Origin of the sequence: Prauserella oleivorans, from assembly GCF_042685745.1 — a bacterium.
Taxonomy (GTDB): domain Bacteria; phylum Actinomycetota; class Actinomycetes; order Mycobacteriales; family Pseudonocardiaceae; genus Prauserella_A; species Prauserella_A oleivorans.
On record NZ_JBHUNT010000001.1, the window covers coordinates 2,737,506 to 2,757,309 of the forward strand.

The 19,804-nt window shown below is 71.8% G+C and carries 16 protein-coding genes; 10 read left to right on the forward strand and 6 right to left on the reverse strand.

Features of this window, described 5'->3' with window-relative positions; translation table 11 throughout:
• Positions 1–29: 29 nt before the first annotated feature.
• The gene (locus ACFSZT_RS13490; RefSeq protein WP_377388114.1) at positions 30–1,790 is read left to right on the forward strand and encodes a Xaa-Pro dipeptidyl-peptidase; all 1,761 of its coding nucleotides are present in this window, start codon (positions 30–32) and stop codon (positions 1,788–1,790) included.
• A 154-nt stretch (positions 1,791–1,944) separates the two neighbouring features.
• Positions 1,945–2,985: a DUF4192 domain-containing protein gene (locus ACFSZT_RS13495; RefSeq protein WP_377388116.1), complete on the forward strand. Its 1,041-nt coding sequence runs from the start codon at positions 1,945–1,947 to the stop codon at positions 2,983–2,985.
• Here the strand turns inward: ACFSZT_RS13495 and galE are convergent.
• From galE to ACFSZT_RS13510, 3 genes are all read right to left on the reverse strand, one after another.
• Complete coding sequence (gene galE, locus ACFSZT_RS13500; RefSeq protein WP_377388118.1) at positions 2,982–3,983, reverse strand: UDP-glucose 4-epimerase GalE; 1,002 nt, start codon at positions 3,981–3,983, stop codon at positions 2,982–2,984. The genes ACFSZT_RS13495 and galE overlap by 4 nt on opposite strands.
• A gap of 195 nt (positions 3,984–4,178) precedes the next feature.
• Positions 4,179–5,351, reverse strand: coding sequence for a galactokinase (gene galK / locus ACFSZT_RS13505; protein ID WP_377388120.1), 1,173 nt, complete (start codon positions 5,349–5,351; stop codon positions 4,179–4,181).
• Positions 5,348–6,040, reverse strand: a complete 693-nt coding sequence (locus ACFSZT_RS13510; protein WP_377388122.1) for a metal-dependent transcriptional regulator — start codon at positions 6,038–6,040, stop codon at positions 5,348–5,350. The genes galK and ACFSZT_RS13510 overlap by 4 nt, the downstream gene beginning before the upstream one ends.
• Positions 6,041–6,195: 155 nt before the next feature.
• Here ACFSZT_RS13510 and ACFSZT_RS13515 point away from each other — a divergent pair, with 155 nt between their 5' ends.
• From ACFSZT_RS13515 to ACFSZT_RS13525, 3 genes are all read left to right on the forward strand, one after another.
• Entirely contained in the window at positions 6,196–7,032 is an 837-nt protein-coding gene (locus tag ACFSZT_RS13515) for a sulfurtransferase (RefSeq protein ID WP_377388124.1), read from the forward strand.
• Positions 7,033–7,286: 254 nt separating this feature from the next.
• Complete coding sequence (locus tag ACFSZT_RS13520) at positions 7,287–8,459, forward strand: acetoin utilization protein AcuC (RefSeq protein WP_377388126.1); 1,173 nt, start codon at positions 7,287–7,289, stop codon at positions 8,457–8,459.
• 8 nt (positions 8,460–8,467) lie between these two features.
• A complete protein-coding gene (locus ACFSZT_RS13525; protein WP_377388127.1) occupies positions 8,468–11,167 on the forward strand; it encodes a bifunctional acetate--CoA ligase family protein/GNAT family N-acetyltransferase in 2,700 nt (899 codons plus the stop codon).
• A 105-nt stretch (positions 11,168–11,272) separates the two neighbouring features.
• Here ACFSZT_RS13525 and ACFSZT_RS13530 read toward each other — a convergent pair whose 3' ends face one another.
• From ACFSZT_RS13530 to ACFSZT_RS13540, 3 genes are read right to left on the reverse strand one after another with little or no spacing between them, the layout of a single operon-like run.
• Positions 11,273–12,871, reverse strand: coding sequence for a long-chain-fatty-acid--CoA ligase (locus ACFSZT_RS13530; RefSeq protein ID WP_377388129.1), 1,599 nt, complete (start codon positions 12,869–12,871; stop codon positions 11,273–11,275).
• Positions 12,868–13,950, reverse strand: coding sequence for an acyl-CoA dehydrogenase family protein (locus ACFSZT_RS13535; RefSeq protein ID WP_377388131.1), 1,083 nt, complete (start codon positions 13,948–13,950; stop codon positions 12,868–12,870). The genes ACFSZT_RS13530 and ACFSZT_RS13535 overlap by 4 nt, the downstream gene beginning before the upstream one ends.
• A gap of 17 nt (positions 13,951–13,967) precedes the next feature.
• Positions 13,968–15,149, reverse strand: coding sequence for an acyl-CoA dehydrogenase family protein (locus tag ACFSZT_RS13540; RefSeq protein ID WP_377388133.1), 1,182 nt, complete (start codon positions 15,147–15,149; stop codon positions 13,968–13,970).
• Between the two features lie 71 nt (positions 15,150–15,220).
• On the opposite strand from ACFSZT_RS13540, the gene ACFSZT_RS13545 reads away from it, so the two are divergent.
• From ACFSZT_RS13545 to ACFSZT_RS13565, 5 genes are read left to right on the forward strand one after another with little or no spacing between them, the layout of a single operon-like run.
• Positions 15,221–15,442 (forward strand): hypothetical protein, encoded by a 222-nt coding sequence (locus ACFSZT_RS13545; RefSeq protein ID WP_377388135.1) that lies wholly within the window; start codon positions 15,221–15,223, stop codon positions 15,440–15,442.
• Positions 15,408–16,496 carry a Zn-dependent alcohol dehydrogenase gene (locus ACFSZT_RS13550; RefSeq protein ID WP_377388137.1) on the forward strand — a complete coding sequence of 363 codons (1,089 nt, stop codon included), beginning with the start codon at positions 15,408–15,410 and terminating at the stop codon, positions 16,494–16,496. Before ACFSZT_RS13545 ends, ACFSZT_RS13550 begins: the two co-directional genes overlap by 35 nt.
• On the forward strand, positions 16,493–17,389 hold the full coding sequence (locus tag ACFSZT_RS13555) for a 3-oxoacyl-ACP reductase (RefSeq protein WP_377388139.1): 897 nt from the start codon (positions 16,493–16,495) through the stop codon (positions 17,387–17,389). The genes ACFSZT_RS13550 and ACFSZT_RS13555 overlap by 4 nt, the downstream gene beginning before the upstream one ends.
• 12 nt (positions 17,390–17,401) lie before the next feature.
• Positions 17,402–18,916 carry an aldehyde dehydrogenase family protein gene (locus ACFSZT_RS13560; protein WP_377478246.1) on the forward strand — a complete coding sequence of 505 codons (1,515 nt, stop codon included), beginning with the start codon at positions 17,402–17,404 and terminating at the stop codon, positions 18,914–18,916.
• Positions 18,917–18,952: 36 nt separating this feature from the next.
• Positions 18,953–19,711, forward strand: a complete 759-nt coding sequence (locus ACFSZT_RS13565) for a glucose 1-dehydrogenase (protein ID WP_377388143.1) — start codon at positions 18,953–18,955, stop codon at positions 19,709–19,711.
• Positions 19,712–19,804 lie beyond the last annotated feature (93 nt).

Below are 19,804 nucleotides of genomic sequence, written 5' to 3' on the forward strand. Positions count from 1 at the left end.
CTCGTTGTGCCGATCGACTGGGGGTCCCGTTGAGAGCCACGCGCCTGGCCGTTCTGTTCGCCGCCGTCGTCGCCCTGCCGATCCTCGCTCCGATGGCGGCCGCCGAGCCGCCACCGCGCCCCGTGTTCGCGGGCGGCGAGGCGCAGCCGGTGTTCGATCCGGCCGACGTGGTCCGCGAGAGCCTGTGGGTACGCGCGCCCGTCGACAGCGACCGTGACGGAGCCGCCGACGAGGTGCACGTCGAGATCGTCCGTCCGCGGGCGACCGAGCAGGGACTGCGGGTGCCGGTGGTGTATCAGGCCAGCCCGTATTTCGCGGGCGGCAACGCCATCACCAACCACGACGTCGACGTCGAGCTCTACGTTCCGGGCAAACCGCGGCCGCAGATCACGTGGCGGTACGAGGACTACCTGCTGGCGCGTGGTTTCGCCGTGGTGTACGCCGAGTCGCTCGGCAGCGGTGCGTCCACCGGATGCCCCACCACGGGCGGGGAGAACGAGACCATCGGCGCGCGGTCCGTTGTGGACTGGCTGAACGGGCGCGCGACGGCACGGGACGCGTCGGGCGCCTCCGTGGTGGCGGACTGGACCACCGGGAAGACGGCCATGATGGGAGTGTCGTACAACGGAACGCTGCCCAACGCGGTGGCGAGCACGGGTGTCGAGGGACTGGAGACGATCGTGCCGATCGCCGCCATCTCCGACTGGTACGACTACTACCGCGAGAACGGCGCGGTGGTGGCACCGGGCGGGTACCAGGGCGAGGACGCCGACGTGCTCGCCGAGTACGTCTACACCCGTGCCGACACCGAGATCTGCCGCCCCGTCATCGAGGAGCTCGCCCGCCGGCAGGATCGGGTCACCGGCGACGACAACGACTTCTGGGTTGAACGGTCCTATCTGGACGATGCCGGCAAGGTGCGCGCGTCCGTGCTCGCGGTGCACGGGCTCAGCGACTGGAACGTCACCCTGAGCCAGGTCTCGACATGGTACGAGGCGCTCGCGCGACACGGTGTCGAGCGCAAGATCTGGCTGCACCAGGCCGGCCACACCGACCCGTACGTGGTCCGCCAGGAGGCCTGGCTGCGCACGTTGAACCGGTGGTTCTCGCACTACCTGTACGGGATCGACAACGGCGTGACCGACGAGCCGAAGGCGACCGTGCAGCGTGAGGACATGTCGTGGACGGAGGAGGTGGACTGGCCGGCGCCGGGTGCGCGGGACGCGACCGTCCACCTGCGGCCCGGCGGCCCTGCGCGGGGTGGCCTCGACGTGCACGGGCCATGGCACGGCGGGCCGGTGGTGGAACGGCTGACCGACGACGCCGGCAAGACCGTGGAGCAACTCGTCGACATGGCGACGTCGCCGAACCGGCTGGCGTACGCGAGTGGTCCGGCGCGAGAGCCCGTGCGGTTGAGCGGCACACCGTCGGTCGACCTGCGCGTCACGTTCGACCGGCCCGCGGCCAACGTGACCGGTGTGCTGGTGGATCGCGCGCCGGACGGCGGGTCCCGGGTCATCACGCGCGGCTGGGCCGACCCGCAGAACCGCAAGGACCGGGCGCGCACGGACCCGATCCGGCCGGGCACGCCGTACCGGGTGTCGTTCGACCTGCAGCCCCAGGACTATGTCCTGGCTCCGGGGCATCGGCTGGAGTTCGTGCTGCTCTCCAGCGACCACGACTTCACCCTCCGCCCGGCGCCCGGGGCCGGGATCGCGATCGATCTCCGGAAGACGTCGGTGACCGTGCCGGTCGTGGGCGGGGAGGCGGCGCTGCGCGCGGCCTTCTGACCCGGGGACGAGCGGGCTGGAGAGCGTAGCCCACACCACCGACACTTCCGCGCTCTCCCGGCCGCATCCTCCCGAGTTGTCCACCTCGGACCACTCTGTCCACAGATTTCCCTCACCCACGTCCGATCCCGCCTCCCCAGCGCATCGTGGAGTCATGACCACTTCCTCCACGACTGGCGCCACCACCGTCGATCTCCGCTCACCGGGACAGCTGATCGCCGCCGTCCCGCACCTGCTGGGCTTCCGGCCCTCGCACTCGCTGCTGCTCGTCGCGCACCGCGGCACGGCGGGCGACCGCGTCGGACACGTGCTGCGCGCCGACCTGCCGCCGCCTGCGGACGCCGCGAGTCTCGCGTGGACACTGCGGACACCGCTGCTCGCCGGCGATACCACGGGCGTCACCGTGATCGTCGTCGGCGGCGAGGAGTCGCCACCCGGCCCGTTGCCGCCCCGGAGGGACCTCCCGGACGCCGTCGCCGACGCGGGTCTCGCCGTGCTCCACGCCCTCTGGACACCGGAGATCCGGCCGGGCGCCCGCTGGCTCTGCTACGACGACGCGGGCTGCCACGGAGAGCTGCCCGATCCGGGTTCGTCGGTGCTGGCCGCGGTGACGGCGCACGCCGGTCTGGTGACCTACAGCAGCCGGGAGGCGATGCAACGGCAGCTCGATGCCGACGATCCCGCCGCCCTGGCCCGCCGGGCCGCGTTGCTGGAACTCGCCGCGGACGCCGAGGACGGTCTGCAACCCGGCGCTGCGTTCGCGGTCGTCGGCGCGGCACTCGGGAAGGTCGCGCGAGGAGAACCGGTGTTCTCCGACCGTGAGGTCGTCGAGCTGGCCCGGGCGCTGAGCCGGACGGAGGTTCGCGACGCATGCCTGGCAACGGCGTTGCCGCCCGGAGGGCCGAGAGCGGTCACCGCGGAACGCCTGTGGCTCACCCTGGTGCGCGCGACACCCGCACCGGAACGAGCCGAGGTCGCGACCCTGCTCGCCTACTCCGCCTACGTCCGGGGTGACGGACCGCTCGCCGGCATGGCGGTGACGAACGCGCTCGACGCCCACCCTGGCCACGTGCTCGCCGGCCTGCTGAAGCAGGCACTGGCGCATTCGACGCCGCCCGCCAAGCTCGCCCGGCTCGGCGCGACCTGCGACGACTCGCCGCTGTGGCCGCGCGAGGAACGCGGGCCCGCCGGTTAGGAGCGGGCGGCCCGCCGCTCCTGCGTGAAGCGCCACGCGTCCGCGACCATCGTCGTCAGGTCCGGGCGCTCGGGTTTCCAACCGAGCCGGGTGCGTGCCCGCTCGCTGGAGGCGACGAGAACCGCGGGATCGCCGGCACGCCGCTGCGCGACCGTGGCCGGGATCGGGTGACCGGTGACCTCACGACACGCCTCGATCACCTGGCGCACGGAGAATCCGGTGCCGTTGCCCAGGTTGTAGATCTCGTGCTCGCCTGCCCGGGCGTGTTCGAGCGCAAGCAGGTGCGCGTCGGCGAGGTCGGTCACGTGGATGTAGTCCCGGATCGCGGTGCCGTCGGCCGTCGGGTAGTCGTCACCGTAGATCTGCACCTGCGCGCGGTCGCCGGTGGCCACCTGCAGCACCAACGGGATCAGGTGGGTTTCGGTGGTGTGCCGTTCGCCGTAGCGGCCGTACGCGCCCGCGACGTTGAAGTACCGCAGGCTCACCGCGGCGAGCCCGTGTGCCCGGGCGTAGCTGCTGATCGCGTGGTCGATGGCGAGTTTGGTGGCGCCGTAGGTGTTGGTGGGTCCGGTGGGCGCCGTTTCCGGGATCGGACTGACCTCGGGTTCGCCGTAGGTGGCCGCCGTGGACGAGAACACCAGGCGCGGCGTGTTGTGCGTGCGCATCGCGTCGAGCAGCCGGAGGGAGGTGAGCACGTTGCCGCGCCAGTAGGTGCCCGGGTCCTGCATGGACTCGCCCACGAGCGACTTGGCCGCGAAGTGGAGCACGCCGTCGAAGCCTTCGCCGAGCAGGGTCTGCGCGACCTCGGCGGCGTCGCCCTGGATGAACTGGGCGCCCTCGGGGACGGCGTCGGCGTGGCCGGTGGACAGGTCGTCGATCACGGTGACGTCGTGCCCGGCCTCCACCAGCCGCGCGGCGCATACGCTCCCGATGTAGCCGGCGCCACCCGTGACCACCAGCTTCCTCGGCGTGCTGGGCTTTGCCGTGTCGGTGGGCATTACTCCGGGCCTTCCTGGTCGGGACCGTGCACGCCGGGGCCGGGCCGGGTGGCAACGGCGGCGAGCGCGGCCTGTGTGCTCAAGCTGTTGTGCCGACGGTGCCGCTGGTCTCCGGACGCTGTCTCGGGACGGTAACGGCTGTCGTGACGACGACAGTGTGCACCAGATGCCCGAGCGCCCGGAGACAGGGCTGGGTCAGGGGTAGTCGCGGGCCGCCCCGGCCGACGGCACGGCGACGAACAGCCGCGGCTCGCGGAAGCCGGCCGCGTCGAACGCGGTGGTCACGGCCACCTCGACCGCGTGCCGGTCGGACTCGCGGATCAGGGCGATCGCCGAGCCGCCGAAGCCTCCGCCGGTCATGCGAGCGCCCAGGGCGCCTGCGTCCCGGGCCGTGTCGACGGCGAGGTCGAGCTCGGCGCAGGAGATGCGGTAGTCGTCCCGCATGCTGGCGTGGGATGCGCCCAGCAGCGGGCCGATGTCGGCGATGCGGCCTTCGCGGAGGTGCCCCACGGCCTCGAGCACGCGGGCGTTCTCGGTCACGACGTGCCGGGCGAGCGGGGCGAGGTCGGCAGGCAGGCGGTCGAGCGCGGACGGCAACTCCTCCGGTGTGATGTCCCGCAGGGCGCGGACGCCGAGCAGTTCGGCGGCCTTCTCCGTCCCACGCCGCCGGTCGCCGTAGCCGGACCCGCCGAGCGAGTGCTTGACGCGCGTGTCGATGACCAGCACGCACAGGCCGGCCCCCGCCGCGTTGAACGGCACCTGCTCGGCCTGACCGGAGCGCACGTCGAGGAACAGCACGTGCCCCTCGACGCAGCACATCGACGCCGTCTGGTCGAGCACGCCGGTCGGAACGCCGACGAACTCGTTCTCGGCGCGCTGCGCCCAGCGGGCGATCTCGGCGCGGCGGGCGGCGTCGGGCGAGTCCTCGCCGGCGAGCCCCAGCAGCGCCATGGCCACCGCGCACTCGATGGCCGCCGACGACGACAGGCCGGCGCCGGTGGGCACGTCGCCGGCGACGACGAGGTCGGCGCCGCGGTCGATGCCGTGCTCGCGCAGCACCCAGGCGACCCCGGACGGGTAGGCGGCCCACCCGTCCGGGAACCCGGGTCGCAGCGTGGTGATGTCGACGGGCTCGGCCTGCTGGATCCTGCCGTCGGAGCCCACGGTCGCCATCGTGAGGATGGTGTCCTCGCGGGGCGCGGCCGCGCAGGCCAGCCGATGGGGCAGTGCGAACGGCAAGACGAAGCCGTCGTTGTAGTCGGTGTGCTCGCCGATCAGGTTGACGCGGCCGGGCGCGGACCACACCCCCTCGGGGGCGCGGTCGTGCACCGACCGGAACGCGCGGTCGGCAGTCTTGGCAGCGGTCACCGGGCCTGTGCCAGCACGGCGTGCAGCACAGACGTCGCCACGGTGTCGGAATGCGTGTCGTCGGACACCTCGACGGCGGAACCGCCGTTGATTGTGCCCACACGCACCGTGCGGCCCGGCACGATGCCGACCGACTTCAGCTTCGTCATCAGGCTCTCGTCCCGCTGGACGTGCTCGGCGATGCGGCGGATCTCCACCTTGCCGCCGCCCGAGCGCGCCACCTCGTCCAGGCGCACCAGGTCGGCCTCGGCCGGAGGGGCGGGCTCGCCCTCGCCCAGTTTGTCCAGTCCCGGAATCGGATTGCCGTACGGAGACGTGGTCGGGTGGTCGAGCAACTGCACGAGCTTGCGCTCGACAGCTTCGCTCATCACGTGCTCCCAGCGACATGCCTCGCTGTGCACGTGTTCCCACTCCAGACCGATGACGTCGACGAGAAGCCGTTCGGCGAGCCGGTGCTTGCGCATCACCGCGATGGCAAGCTCGCGGCCGTGGTCGGTCAGTTGCAGGTGCCGGTCGTCGGCAACCACCACCAGACCGTCGCGCTCCATGCGGGCCACCGTCTGGCTCACGGTGGGGCCGCTCTGCTGAAGCCGCTCCGCGATCCGGGCGCGAAGCGGGACGACACCCTCCTCCTCAAGCTCGAAGATGGTGCGCAAGTACATCTCGGTGGTGTCGATGAGATCGTTCACGCCTGTCCCCTTTGTTCGCATTGCTCATGGTAGTCGTTGGCCCGGACAGATACGGCAGGCGATCAGGAACGAACAGCGGGCGGGCTCGGGGTGTTCCATGTGTGTGACCGGAACCTCCCAGGGAGGATGAACGAATGCGTCGATTCAGTCCCGTGATGAGCACCGGTGAGCTGGCCGAGCGGCTCGACGGTCCTGCCGAAGGCCGCCCCGCCCTGCTCGACGTCCGGTGGCGCCTCGCCGGCCCGCCCGGCGCCGAGTCTTATCGCGAAGGGCACATCCCGGGTGCGGTGTTCGTCGACCTCGACACCGAACTCTCCGGTCCGCCCGGACCCGATGGCCGGCACCCGCTGCCCGATCCCGCCGACCTGGAGCGTGTGCTGCGCCGGGCAGGCGTCCGCGCCGGACACCCGGTGGTCGCCTACGACGACGGTGACTCGTCCGTCGCCGCGCGGGCCTGGTGGCTGCTGCGCTGGGCCGGTCACGCCGAGGTCGCCGTGCTCGACGGCGGCATCGCCGCCTGGCAGGCCGAGGGCAGGTCGTTGAGCACCGAACCCGCCGAGCCCGCCGAGGGTGACATCGAGGTACGGCCCGGTCACCTGCCCGTGGTGGACGCCGACGGCGCCGCCGCGCTCGCGCGGGAGGGCGTGCTCCTCGACGCCCGCGCGCATGAGCGTTACACCGGGGAGCGGGAACCCGTCGACCCTCGGGCCGGACACGTTCCGGGCGCCCGCAACGCGCCGTTCAGCTCGCAGGTCGGGCCGGACCGGCGCTGGCGCAGCCCCGAGGAGTTGCGGGAGCACTTCGCGGCGCTGGGCGTCGCCGACGAGGTGCCTGCCGGCGCGTACTGCGGATCCGGGATCAACGCCTGCTCGATCGTGCTGGCTCGGGAGATCGCGGGCAGGCCCGAGCCGGCCGCGCTGTACGCGGGCTCGTGGTCGCACTGGTCGGCCGACCCCGCTCGCCCGGCGGCCACCGGCGACGAGCCCGGCTGACCCGTTCGGTTCCGGAGATGCGGACGAGGAGCCGCAGCGGGTCCGCGCAGCCCGTCACGGTGCGTGACGACACCGGCGGGGCTCGCGGGCACGTTCGAGTGGGTGCCTGGAGCCGGGGCCGGACCGGAGGGCAGCTGCGTCGGCGAGGAGACGGCGCCGCGGGATACCTCCCACCACGCGCCGCGCCGGCCGTGCCGAGGCAGCCACGCGCGATGCGCTCGCGCGTGGCTGCCGTCACGGCTTAGGCTCAGCGCATGTCGCCCTCCGCCGTCGTCTGGGATCCCGCACTGCTGGCCTACGACCTGGGCGGGGAGCATCCGTTCAACCCCGTCCGGCTGCACCTCACCATCCGGCTGGCCACCGCGCTGGGGATACTCGACGACGTGCCGGTGCTCTGCCCCGAGCCGGCTACCGAGAAGGACCTCTACCGCGCCCACTCCGCCGACTACCTGGAGGCCGTGAAGCAGGCGCCGATGGCGAGCTGGGACGTCGGCCACGGACTGGGCAGCGACGACAACCCGATCTTCACCGACATGCACGACGCGGCGTCGCTCGTGGTCGGCTCCAGCCTTCTGGGGGCGCAGTGCATCGCCGAGGGCAGGGCACGCCGGGTGGTGAACATCGCGGGCGGCCTTCATCACGCGATGCGCGACCGCGCCTCCGGTTTCTGCATCTACAACGACTGTGCCGTCGCCATCTCCTGGCTGCTCGACCACGGGTACGACCGCATCGCCTACGTCGACACCGACGTCCACCACGGCGACGGAGTGCAGGCGGCCTTCCTCGGCGATCCGCGGGTGCTGACCGTGTCGCTGCACCAGCATCCGTTCACGCTGTTCCCCGGCACCGGGTACTCGGGCGAGATCGGTACGGACGGCGCCGAGGGCAGTGTCGTGAACGTTCCGCTGCCGCCGCGCACCAAGGACTCCGGCTGGCTGCGGGCCTTCCACGCGGTGGTCCCCTCACTGCTCGCCGAGTTCCGGCCGCAGGTTCTCGTCACCCAGTGCGGCGTCGACTCGCACGAGGAGGACCCGCTGGCCGACCTGTCGCTCACCGTCGACGGGCACCGCACCATCTACCGGGAGCTGCGCCGGCTCGCCGACACCCACACCGAGGGGCGCTGGCTCGCCGTCGGCGGTGGCGGCTACCAGCTCCTGCGAGTGGTACCGCGTTCGTGGACACACCTGATCGCCACCGTGCTCGACCGCGACATCGACCCCGACACCCCGCTGCCGGCCGCCTGGACCGACATGGTGCGTGAGGTGGCGCCGCACGCGGACCTGCCGCTCACCATGTCCGACGGTGGCGACACCGGCTACTCGCCATGGGGAGACGGGCTCGACGACGCCGTCGACATCGCGATCCGCGACACGCGCCGTGCGGTCTTCCCGCTGCACGGCCTGGATCCCGACGATCCGAGGGACTGACACGACCGATGACAGGCACGACCGGAGAAGGCACCCGCGACCCGTTCGACTACCCCCGGCAGTGGGAGGCCGACGTCGTCCTCTCGGACGGCGGGACCGTCCACGTGCGACCCATCGTGCCGACCGACGCCGACAAGCTCGTCGCGCTGCACGCCCGGCTCTCGGACCGCACCCGGTACCTGCGCTACTTCGGCGCCTACCCGCGGATTCCGGCGCGTGACCTCGAGCGATTCTCCACGGTCGACCACCACGACCGGGTGGCCTTCGTCGCGCTGCTCGGTGACGACGTGGTGGCGGTCGGGCGCTACGAACGGCTCGACGCCGACTCGGCCGAGGTCGCGTTCGTGGTCGACGACGCCCACCAGGGGCGTGGGCTGGGCTCGATCCTGCTCGAGCATCTGGCGGCGGCGGCCCGGGAATGCGGGCTGCGCCGGTTCGTGGCCGAGGTGCTCGCGGAGAACGCGACCATGGTGCGGGTGTTCCGCGACGCGGGATACCAGGTGAGCCGGGCGTTCGAGGAAGGTGTCGTGCACCTCGAGTTCGACATCGACCCGACCGAGGAGTCCCTCGCCGTCGCGCGGGCCCGCGAGCAGGCCGCCGAGGCCCGCAGCGTCCACAACCTGCTGCACCCGCGCTCGGTCGCCGTGATCGGGGCCTCGACCGATCCCACGAAGATCGGCTACGCGGTGCTGACCAACCTGCTGGCCGCCGACTTCTCCGGACCGGTCTACCCGGTCAACCCCGAGCACGCGTCCGTGCGCGGGGTGCGTGCCTACAAGTCCGTGCTCGAGATCCCCGACCCGGTGGACCTGGCGGTCGTGGCCGTGCCCGCCGACCAGGTCGAGGCGGTGCTCGACGGCGCGCTCGCCAAAGGGGTGAAGACGCTCGTCATCGTGTCGGCAGGCTTCGCGGAGGCGGGGCCGCACGGGTTGCATGCCGAGCTGCGGCTGGTCGGCGAGGCCAGGGCGCACGGCATGCGGGTCGTGGGACCCAACGCGCTCGGCGTCATCAACACCGATCCGGGCGTGCGGCTCAACGCGACGCTCGCGCCCAGGCTGCCGAAGCGCGGCCGCACCGGGTTCTTCTGCCAGTCCGGCGCGCTCGGCACCGCCATCCTGGCCGACGCCGAGGCGCGCGGGCTCGGACTGTCCACATTCGTCTCCGCGGGCAACCGCGCCGACGTGTCCGGCAACGACATCCTGCAGTACTGGGAGACCGATCCGAACACCGACGTCGTCCTGCTGTATCTGGAGTCGTTCGGCAACCCCCGCAAGTTCGCGCGGCTGGCCCGCAGGCTCGCGCGCAGCAAGCCGATCGTCGCGGTGAAGTCCGGCCGGCACGCGGTACGCCCGCAGCTGGCCGCGACCTCGACCGAGATCGACGAGTCGAGCGTGCAGGCACTGTTCGAGCAGGCCGGTGTGGTGCGGGTGGACTCGCTGGCGCAGCTGTTCGACACGGCGCTGGTGTTCGCGCACCAGCCGTTGCCCGCCGGCGCGCGCATCGGCATCGTCGGCAACTCCAGTGCGATCGGCTTGCTCGCGGCCGACACGGCGCGGGCCCAGGGCCTGCGACTCGGCATCGAACCGGTCGACATCGGCCCCCAGGCACCGCCCGAGGAGTTCGCCAAGGCCGTGGGGGAGGCGCTCGACTCGCCCGAGGTCGACGCGCTGGTCGCGGTGTTCGCCCCGCCGGTCGCGATCCCGGGCACGGCGTACGCGCGGGCACTGCGGGAAACCGTGCAGGCGCGGGGCCGCACGCCGGAGAAGCCCATCGTGTCCACGTTCCTCGCCGCCGAAGGGGTGCCCGCGGAGCTCGCGGTGCTGGGCAAGGACGGGGAGCCGGTGTTCGGCTCCATCCCCAGCTACCCGAGCCCGGAACGGGCCGTCAACGCGCTCGCCCGCGTCGTGCGCTACGCCGCGTGGCGACAGCGGCCGCAGGGCACGATCGTGCGCCCGGGCGGTATCCACACCGAGCAGGCGCAGGGCATGGTGCGCGAGCTGTTCCGGCAAGGCGAGAGCCACCGGCTCTCCGACGACGAGCTCGTGCGGCTGCTGCGGTGTTACGGCATCGATGTGGTGCCGTTCCGCGTGGTCGCGAGCGAGGACAAGGCCGCGGCCGCCGCCGCGGAGCTGGGCTACCCGGTGACGTTGAAGGCCTACGACGACCGGCTAAGGGGCAGGCCGGACCTCGCGGGCGTGCGGCTCGACCTGACCTCCGAGGATTCGGTGCGGACGAGCTACCGGGATCTGCGTGAGGTGTCGGGTGCGGACCAGGTGTACGTGCAGCGCATGGCGCCGAAGGGGTTGTCGTGTGTGATCGGGCTGCAGGACGACCCGTCGTTCGGCACGCTCGTCTCCTTCGGACTGTCCGGTGTGGTCAGCAAGCTGCTCGGCGACCAGGCGTTCCGGGCGGTTCCGTTGACCGATGTGGACGCTGCGACGCTCGTGCGCGAGCCGAAGACGGCGCCGCTGCTCACCGGGTACCGGGGCGACGAGCCCGCCGATCTCGCGGCCCTGCAGGACCTTGTGCTTCGCGTCGCGGCGTTGGCCGAGGACAACCCGGAGGTGCGTTCACTGACGCTGGACCCGGTGCTCGCCTCGCCCGAGGGCGTGTTCGTGACCAACGCCAGGATCGTGCTCGGCCCACCCCCGTCCCGCCCGGACACCGGTCCCCGGCGGCTGCGGCAGATCAACGCGTACGTCGACTGACACCCGCACGCCCACCCCGGAGGCGCACACGGCGACGCGGGTGGCGCACACGGCGACGCGGGTGGCGCACACGGCGACGCGGGTGGCAGACACGGCGATGCGGCTTCACCGGCGGGGCACGTCGTCCTTCGCGGAGACGAGTTCGTACCCGGTACCCGTGTCGCGGCGGCGCCAGACCGGGTCTCGGCAGTCCCACCGCTCGGCGGCCAGTGTGCGTTTGACGACCTTGAACGTCGCCGTCTTCGGCAGCTCGGCCGTGATGCGGAGGTAGCGGGGCAGCTGCTTCGGGCCCAGGTCGGCCTGACGGGCGAGGAAGTCGCCGAACTCCGCTGGATCCAGCGTCGCGCCGGCCTCGGGCACGAGCGCCGCCATGACCTGGTCACCGACACGGTCGGGCACCGCGTACACCACGGCCTCGGCGACCCGGGGATGCCGCAGCAGGATCCGCTCGATCGGCGCGGTACCGAGGTTCTCGCCGTCCACCCGCAGCCAGTCGCTGCTGCGCCCGGCGAAATAGGCGTAGCCCCCGGCGTCGGAGTAGGCGAGGTCGCCGGTGTGGTACCGCCCGTGCCGCAGCCGGTCGGCGTCGGCGTCCGGATCGTTGTAGTACCCGGCGAACCAGCCGGGCCCGGCCATGTTGACGAGCTCACCGACCGCCTCGGCGGCGTTGAGCAGACTTCCGTCCGGTGCGAACTCGGCGGGCGGGCACGGTTCGCCGGTGTCCGGGTGCAGGATCCGGACCTCGTCGGTGAGCCTGCCGAGCGAGCCGGGCGGTGAGTCGGGGGTACGGACGATGCCGATGCCGCCCTCGGTGGAGCCGAAGGCGTCGACGACGTGACAGCCGAAGCGCGCACCGAACTCGGCGAGATCGGCCTCGGCGCCCTCGTTGCCGTAGACCACCCGCAGCGGATTGTCGGCGTCGTCGTCCCGGCGTGGTGTGGCGACGACATAGGACAGTGGCTTGCCGACGTAGTTCGCGTAGGTCGCACCGAAGCGGCGGACGTCGGCGAGGAACCCGCTCGCGGAGAACCGGCGACGCAGCGCGATCGCGGCGCCCGCGGCGAGCCCCACGGACCAGCCCGCCATGATCGCGTTGGAGTGGAACATCGGCATGCTGACATACACGGTGTCCGATCCGGACAGTCCGAACCGGTCCGCGAGCATTCTGCCGGGAAAGGCGATCTTGCCGTGTGTGCAGCGCACCGCCTTGGGATCGCCGCTGGTGCCCGAGGTGAAGATGAGCATCAGCAGATCCTGCGGCGTCGCGCGTACGGCACGCACGGGTGCATCCTGGTGCGCGTCGAGCAGTGCCGTCCACTCCGGACCGTCGAGGTCGATCACGGGTACGTCGGTCTCGGCCACCAGCGGCAGGTAGGCCGACTCGGCCAGCACGAGCCGACAGTCGGAGATCCGGATGTCCCTGGCGAGTGCCGCGCCCCGTCGCGTCGTGTTGAGTCCCACGAGCACGGTGCCGGACAGCGCCGCGCCGCCGAGCAGCAACGAGAACTCCGGCACGTTGTCGGCGAGTATCCCGACGTGGGGCACGGCGGCGGGGTCGAGCAGCGACGTCAGCAGCGCGGCCCGCACCGCCGACTCGCGGACGCAGTCCGCCCAGGGCCACGTGCGGTCCTCGAACTTCAGGCCCGTGCCGGGATCGTCCCGCCGGGCCAGCAGCAACTCGGTGACGGTCGGCACGCCACTCATGCGAGGACGTCTCCGAGCCTGCGTAGTTGCGCGGTCGCCCCGCCGAGGGTGAACTCGTGCCGCTTGGCCGCCACGAAGTACCGGTGTACGGGGTGCTCGACGTCGATGCCGACACCACCGTGCAGGTGCACGGCGGTGTGCGCGACGCGGTGGCCTGCCTCGGCCGCCCAGTACTTGGCCGTGGCGACGGCGGCATCGGCGGCCTGATCGCCCTCGGCCAGCCGCCACGCGGCCTGCCAGAGGGTCAGCCGTACGGCCTCGACGTCGACGTAGGCGTCGGCCAGCCGATGCCGCACCGCCTGGAAGGCGCCGATGACCTGCCCGAACTGGGTGCGCTCGCGCGCGTAGCCCGCCGTGAGCTCGAGCGCCCGCTCCAGCACGCCGAGCTGCTGGGCGCAGACCCCGAGGGTGCCGCGCAGGCGCAGCCACCGCGTGGCGGGCGGGTCGAGGACCGCGGCCACCCGGACGTCGGTGGCCTCCACGAGTGCCGCGTCGGCGTGGTCGACCACCTGCTGCCGGGAGATCGCCAGGCCCGCGGTGTCGGCGTCGACGAGGGCGAGCACCTCGCCCTCGGGCGAGGCGGCCTCGATGAGCAGGCCGCCGGGTTCACCGTCGAACGCGGCGAACGGCACCGCCGTCTGCGCGCCCGACAGCCGCCAGCCCGCGCCGTCCCGTTCGGCGGTGAACCCGGCAGGCGATCCCGTGTCGGCGAGGGCCACGGTGACGATCCGGGAGCCGCGCACGATCGGCACCAGCCACCGTTCGAGGAGCTCGCCGGTGCCGAACTCGGCGAGCGCGGAGGCCGCCATCGTGATCGTCGGCAGGTACGGCACGGGCGCGGTCGTGCGGCCCAGTTCGATGAGCACCGAACACTGCTCGAGCAGGCCGAATCCGCCGCCGCCCACCGCGGAGGGCAGTGCGGCGTCCAGGATCCCGGCGCTCGCGAGTTTCGTCCACAGTGATCGGTCGACACCCGCGGTGCCCGCCGGCCCGGGCGGGTTGTCCGACACGTGCTCGCCCGCGATCCGGCGCGTCAGGCCGGCCAGGTCACGCTGTGCTTCGGTAAGGGTGAAGTCCATGGGTGCCTCCGTGCGACTCAGCGGGTGACGGGCAGGCCGAGTTCGGTCGCGGCGATCAGGTCGCGCTGGATCTCATTGGTGCCGCCGCCGAAGGTGAGGATGAGCGCGGCCCGGTGCGCCCGCTCGATCCGGCCGCGCAGCACGGCGCCGGGCGAGCCGTCGCGCACGATGCCGCCGGCGCCCAGCACCTCCATCAACAGCCGGTAGGCCTCCGTGGCGAGTTCCGTGCCGAACACCTTGGTCGCCGAGGCGTCCCCGGGGCCGAGCTCGTTCTGCGCGGCGCCCCAGGCGATCTTCCAGTTCCGCAGCTTGAGGTACTCGGTGTGGGCGTGCACGCGGGCCAGGTGCATCCGCACCCACTCGGCGTCGATGACGCGGCTGCCGTCCGGCCGTTTCGTCTCGCGGGCCCAGTCCAGCACGGCGTCGAGCGCGGCCGCCAGCGGGGCCGCGGAGGTCAGCGCCACGCGCTCGTGGTTGAGCTGGTTGGTGATGAGCGGCCAGCCGGCGTTCTCCTCGGCGATCCGCGCACTCACGGGCACGCGGACGTCGGAGTAGTAGGTCGCGCTCGTGCCGGGGCCGGCGACCGTGCGCACCTTGGTCCACGAGAAGCCGTCCGCGGTGGTCGGCACCACCAGCACGCTGATGCCCTTGTGCCGGGGTGCGTCGGGGTCGGTGCGCGCGGCCAGCCACACGTAGTCGGCGTATTCGATGAGGCTGGTCCACATCTTCTGGCCGTTGATGACGTAGGAGTCTCCGTCGCGGACCGCGCGCGTGCGCAGGGCCGCGAGGTCGGTGCCCGCCTCCGGTTCGGAGTAGCCGATGGAGAAGTGCAGCTCGCCGGCCGCGATACGGGGCAGGTAGTAGGCCTTCTGCTCCTCGGTGCCGTACCGCATGATCGTCGGGCCGATGGTGTTGATGGTCAGGAACGGCACCGGCACGCCGGCGACGGCGGCCTCGTCGGTGAACACGAGCTGGTCGAGCATCGACCGTTCCTGCCCGCCGTAGGCCTTCGGCCAGCCCAGCGCCAGCCAGCCGTCGCGGCCGAGCTGCCGCACGATCTCCTTGTACGCGGTGCCGTCGCCGTACTCGCCGCCCTCGGTCGCGAGCCCCTCCCGCCGCTCGGGCGTCATCAGCTCGGCGAAGTAGCCGCGGAGCCGGGTGCGCAGCTCCTCCTGCTCGGGTGTGTGGGCGATGCGCATCCGATCCTCCTCCTCCGCCGTTGGACGTAGTGCCGGCTCTGCCCGGCGTAGTGTAGAACAAGTTCTACTTTGTGGCGGCCGCGCGCGACGATTTCGGTAGAACGTGTTCCGGTATTGACGATGCCATGTCAGCAAAGACGCTGTTGACGACGGAATATCCCGAGAAGATCAGCCTTGCCACGATCGAGAACAAATTCTATTCTCTGGACGTCGGCGCGGGCTGGGAGGCCCGATCAGGCTTCAGCGAGGAGGCAGCACGTGAGAGCGGCCGTTCTGCACGAGATCGGGAGTGACAAGCTCGACCTGCCTGATGACGTGAGCACCATCGACGTCGGTCCCGGCGAGGTGCGGATCAAGATCATGGCCTCCGGCATCTGCCACAGCGACGTCTCCGCGATGGACGGCACGCTGCCCACCATGGCCCCGGCCGTCGTGGGGCACGAGGGCGCCGGCGAGATCGTCGAGGTCGGCCCCGGAGTCGCCCACCTCGCACCCGGCGACCACGTCACCGTGTCGTTCGTGCCGCCGTGCGGCAATTGCCCGGACTGTCACCGCGGCGAGCCCAACCTGTGCGCCGTGCACGCGGTCGAGGCGTTCACGGTCCCGCGGTTCCGGCTCGGGGAGAGCCGGCTGTTCGGCCTCTCCGGACTCGGCACCTTCGCCGACGAGATCGTCATCCCGGCCGTCGGCGCGGTGAAGGTGGACCCCGACGTGCCGTTCGAGACGGCAGCCCTCATCGCGTGCGGCGTGCTCACCGGCGTCGGGTCGGTCCTCAACACCGCACAGGTCAAGCCCGGCTCGACCGTCCTCGTCTACGGCTGCGGCGGAGTGGGCATCTCGGTGATCCAGGGCGCGCGGATCGCCGGTGCGACCACGATCGTCGCCGTCGACCCGGTTGAAGCCAAGCACGACGTCGCGCGGCGGTTCGGAGCCACGCACGCCACCACGCCCGACGGCGTCGAGGAGCTCAAGCAGCAGCTGACCGCCGCTCAGGGCTTCGACTACGCCTTCGACGTGGTCGGCTCGCCCGGCACCATCCGCGCGGGCTGGGACCACGTCCGCCGCGGCGGTTCGGTGATCGTCGTCGGTGCCGGCAAGGCCGACGCGATGGTCCAGTTCAGTGCTCAGGAGCTCTTCCTGCACGACAAGAAGATCCTCGGCTCGCTCTACGGGTCGGCGCACATCCAGCGCGACACCGCCGCCATGCTGCGGTTCTGGCGCGCCGGGATGCTCGACCTCGACGGCATGATCTCCAAGCGCATCGGCTTCGACGACCTCAACGCCGGCCTCGACGTCCTGCGCTCCGGCAGTAGCGACGTGATCCGCCAGGTGGTGAGCTTCGATTGACGCTCGAGCTTGACGGCACGGTCGCCGTCGTCACCGGAGCGGGTGCCGGGCTCGGCCGGGCCGAGGCGCTGGCGCTCGCACGGCAGGGCGCCGCCGTGGTGGTCAACGACCTCGGTGCCGCGGCCTCGGACACCGTCGCCGCCATCGAGGCGCTCGGCGGCAAGGCGCTCGCGGTACCCGGTGACGTCGGCGAGCGGTCCACCGCCGACGCGCTCATCGCGGCCGCCACCGAGCACTTCGGCGGGCTGCACGTCGTGGTCAACAACGCGGGCGTGGTGCGGGACAAGATGCTGTTCAACCTCTCCGACTCGGACTGGGACACCGTGATCCGCGTGCACCTGCGCGGGCATTTCCTGCTGTCCCGGGGTGCCGTCGCGCACTGGCGGGAACGGTCCAAAGCGGAGGGTGGTCCGGTGTACGGCCGCATCGTCAACACGTCGTCGGAGGCCTTCCTCTCCGGCCCGGCGGGCCAGGCCAACTACGGCGCCGCCAAGGCGGGCATCACGTCGCTGACCGTCTCCACCGCCCGGGCCGCCGGACGGTACGGCGTGCGGGCCAACGCGATCTGCCCGCGGGCGCGGACGGCGATGACCGCGGCGACGTTCGGCGAGGACGCGCCCGAGGACGTGGACCCGCTCTCGGTGGACCACGTCGCGCCGTTCGTGGCGTACCTGGCCACCCCGGCCGCCGAGCGGATCACCGGGCAGGTGTTCGTGGTCCACGGCGGCATGGTGGCCCTGCTGAGCCCGCCCTCGGTCGAACGCAGGTTCGCCGCGGACGGTGAGCTGTGGAGCCTCGCCCAGCTCGACGAGCAGATCGGCCACTACTTCGACGACCGGGACCCGGAGCGGATGTTCTCCGCCACCGAGGTGCTCGAACTGAACCCACGCTGAGGAGACGAGCTCATGACGCTGACCATGCAGCCGCACCGCGAGACGGTGGGGCTCAAGCCTGGCCTGCTCTACATCGAGGGCGAGTGGGGCGCCGCCCGGGACGGCGCCACGTGGACGCACCGGCATCCCGCGACGGGCGAGGAGATCGGCGAACTGGCGGTGGCGTCGGCCGCCGACGTCGACGCCGCCGTCGCCGCCGCGCGCAGGGCGTTCGACTCGGGGGAGTGGTCGAACGCGCGGGCCACGACGAGGATCGGCGTGCTGCGCCGCTACGCCACCCTGCTGCGCGAGCACGCTGAGGAACTCCGGGCGCTGCAGGCGCTCGACAACTCGGTGCCGGTCGGCTTCGGTGCCGGTGTCTATGCCGTCTCGGTGGAGGTGGCCGCCGACGTCTTCGACCACCACGCCGGCTGGATCGACAAGGTCGGCGGGCAGACACTCGACCCCTACCAGGGTGGTGACCACCTGGCCATGACCTTCCGCGAGCCGATCGGGGTCGTCGCGGCCATCCTGCCGTGGAACGCGCCGTTCCTGCTCTACGCGCAGAAGGTCGCGCCCGCGCTGGCGGCGGGCTGCACGGTGGTGCTCAAGCCGTCGGAGTATTGCACGTTCTCGGTGCTGCGGATGGTCGAGCTGCTGGAGGAGGCCGGACTGCCGAAGGGCACGCTCAACGTCGTCACCGGCCCGGGCGACCCGACCGGCGAGCGGCTCATCACCCACCCGGACGTCGACAAGATCAGCTTCACCGGGTCCCGGGCGGTCGGCAGCCGGATCGTCGAGGCCTCCGCGGGCACCATGAAACGCGTGTCGCTCGAGCTCGGCGGCAAGAGCCCGGCGATCGTGTTCGACGACGCGCCCGACGTGGGCATCGCGGCGGCCACCACGGTCGGCGCGGTGACGCTCGGCTTGTCCGGTCAGGTCTGTGTGGCCAACACCCGGGCGCTCGTGCACCGCTGCGTCTACGACGACTTCATCGCCGCCGCGCAGGGCATGGCGGCCGCGGTGAGCTACGGCGACCCATTCGACCCCGCCGTCATGTCCGCCCCGCTCATCAACGCCAAGCAGCTCGACCGCGTGCTCGGCTACATCGAGAAGGGCAAGGCGGAAGGCGCGCGGCTCGTCACGGGCGGCGAGCGGCTCGACGGCGAGTACGCGGGCGGCAACTTCGTCGCACCGACCATCTTCGCCGACGTCGACAACTCCTCGACGATCGCGCAGGAGGAGATCTTCGGTCCCGTGCTGGCGGTGGTGCCCTTCGACGACGAGGAAGAAGCCGTCCGGCTCGCCAACGACACCGACTACGGCCTGGGCGCCAGCGTGTTCACCGCCAACGGGCAGCGAGCGTTCCGCGTGGCCAGGAAGGTCCGCGCCGGAACCGTCGGCGTCAACGGCTTCCAGGTGGAACCGCACCTGCCCTTCGGCGGCTTCAAGCAGTCCGGGCTCGGCCGGGAGGGCGGGCAGTCGTCGTTCGAGGCCTACACCGAACTGAAGACGGTCCTGATGCCGCTGGGTGACGAGATGATGTGACCGGCCGTGCCGGTCGGCTGAGGAAACAGGTGGTGCATGAAAAGGCTCGAGGGCAGGGTGGCCCTGGTCACCGGCGCCGCGCGGGGGCAGGGTGCCGCCTTCGCGCGGCGTCTGGTGAGCGAGGGCGCGCGGGTGATGGTCACCGACGTCAACGACGTCGAGGGCAAGGAGACCGCGGCGGCGCTGGGGGAGGCGGCCGCGTATCAGCGGCTCGACGTGACCGACGAGGACGAGTGGGCCGCCGTGGTGGCCCGCACCGTCGAGGAGTTCGGCGCGTTGACCATTCTCGTGAACAACGCGGGTCTGCTCCATTTCTCCGAATTGGCGCAGACCACGCTGGCCGATTACGAACGCGTGGTCAAAGTCAACCAGATCGGCACGTTTCTCGGGATGCGTTCGGTCGTTGAACCCATGACAGCCGCGGGTGGCGGGTCGATCGTCAACTTGTCGTCGGTCGAAGGGCTCGCCGGCATGCCGTTCCTGGCGGCCTACACGGCGAGCAAGTTCGCCATTCGCGGGATGACGAAGGTGGCCGCACTGGAACTCGGGAGCAAGGGAATTCGTGTGAACTCGGTGCATCCCGGTGTGATCGACACCGGCATGATCCGTGATCTCGTGGGTGCCGGCGCGGATCTCTCGCCGGTGGGGCGGAAGGTCGCGCTCGGCCGGGTCGGCAGGCCGGACGAGATCGCCGGCGTGGTGGCGTTCCTGGCCAGCGACGACAGCTCGTACTGCACGGGTGCCGAGTTCGTCGCCGACGGCGGGGCCACGGCGACGCACGCGCTCAAGGTGTAGCCCGCGCGAGGATGGCTACCGGGGTACCGGTCCGGCCGGCACCACCACCTGCGGTGATGCGGCGTAACGTTCGGTGGCGAACGGCACGGAGGT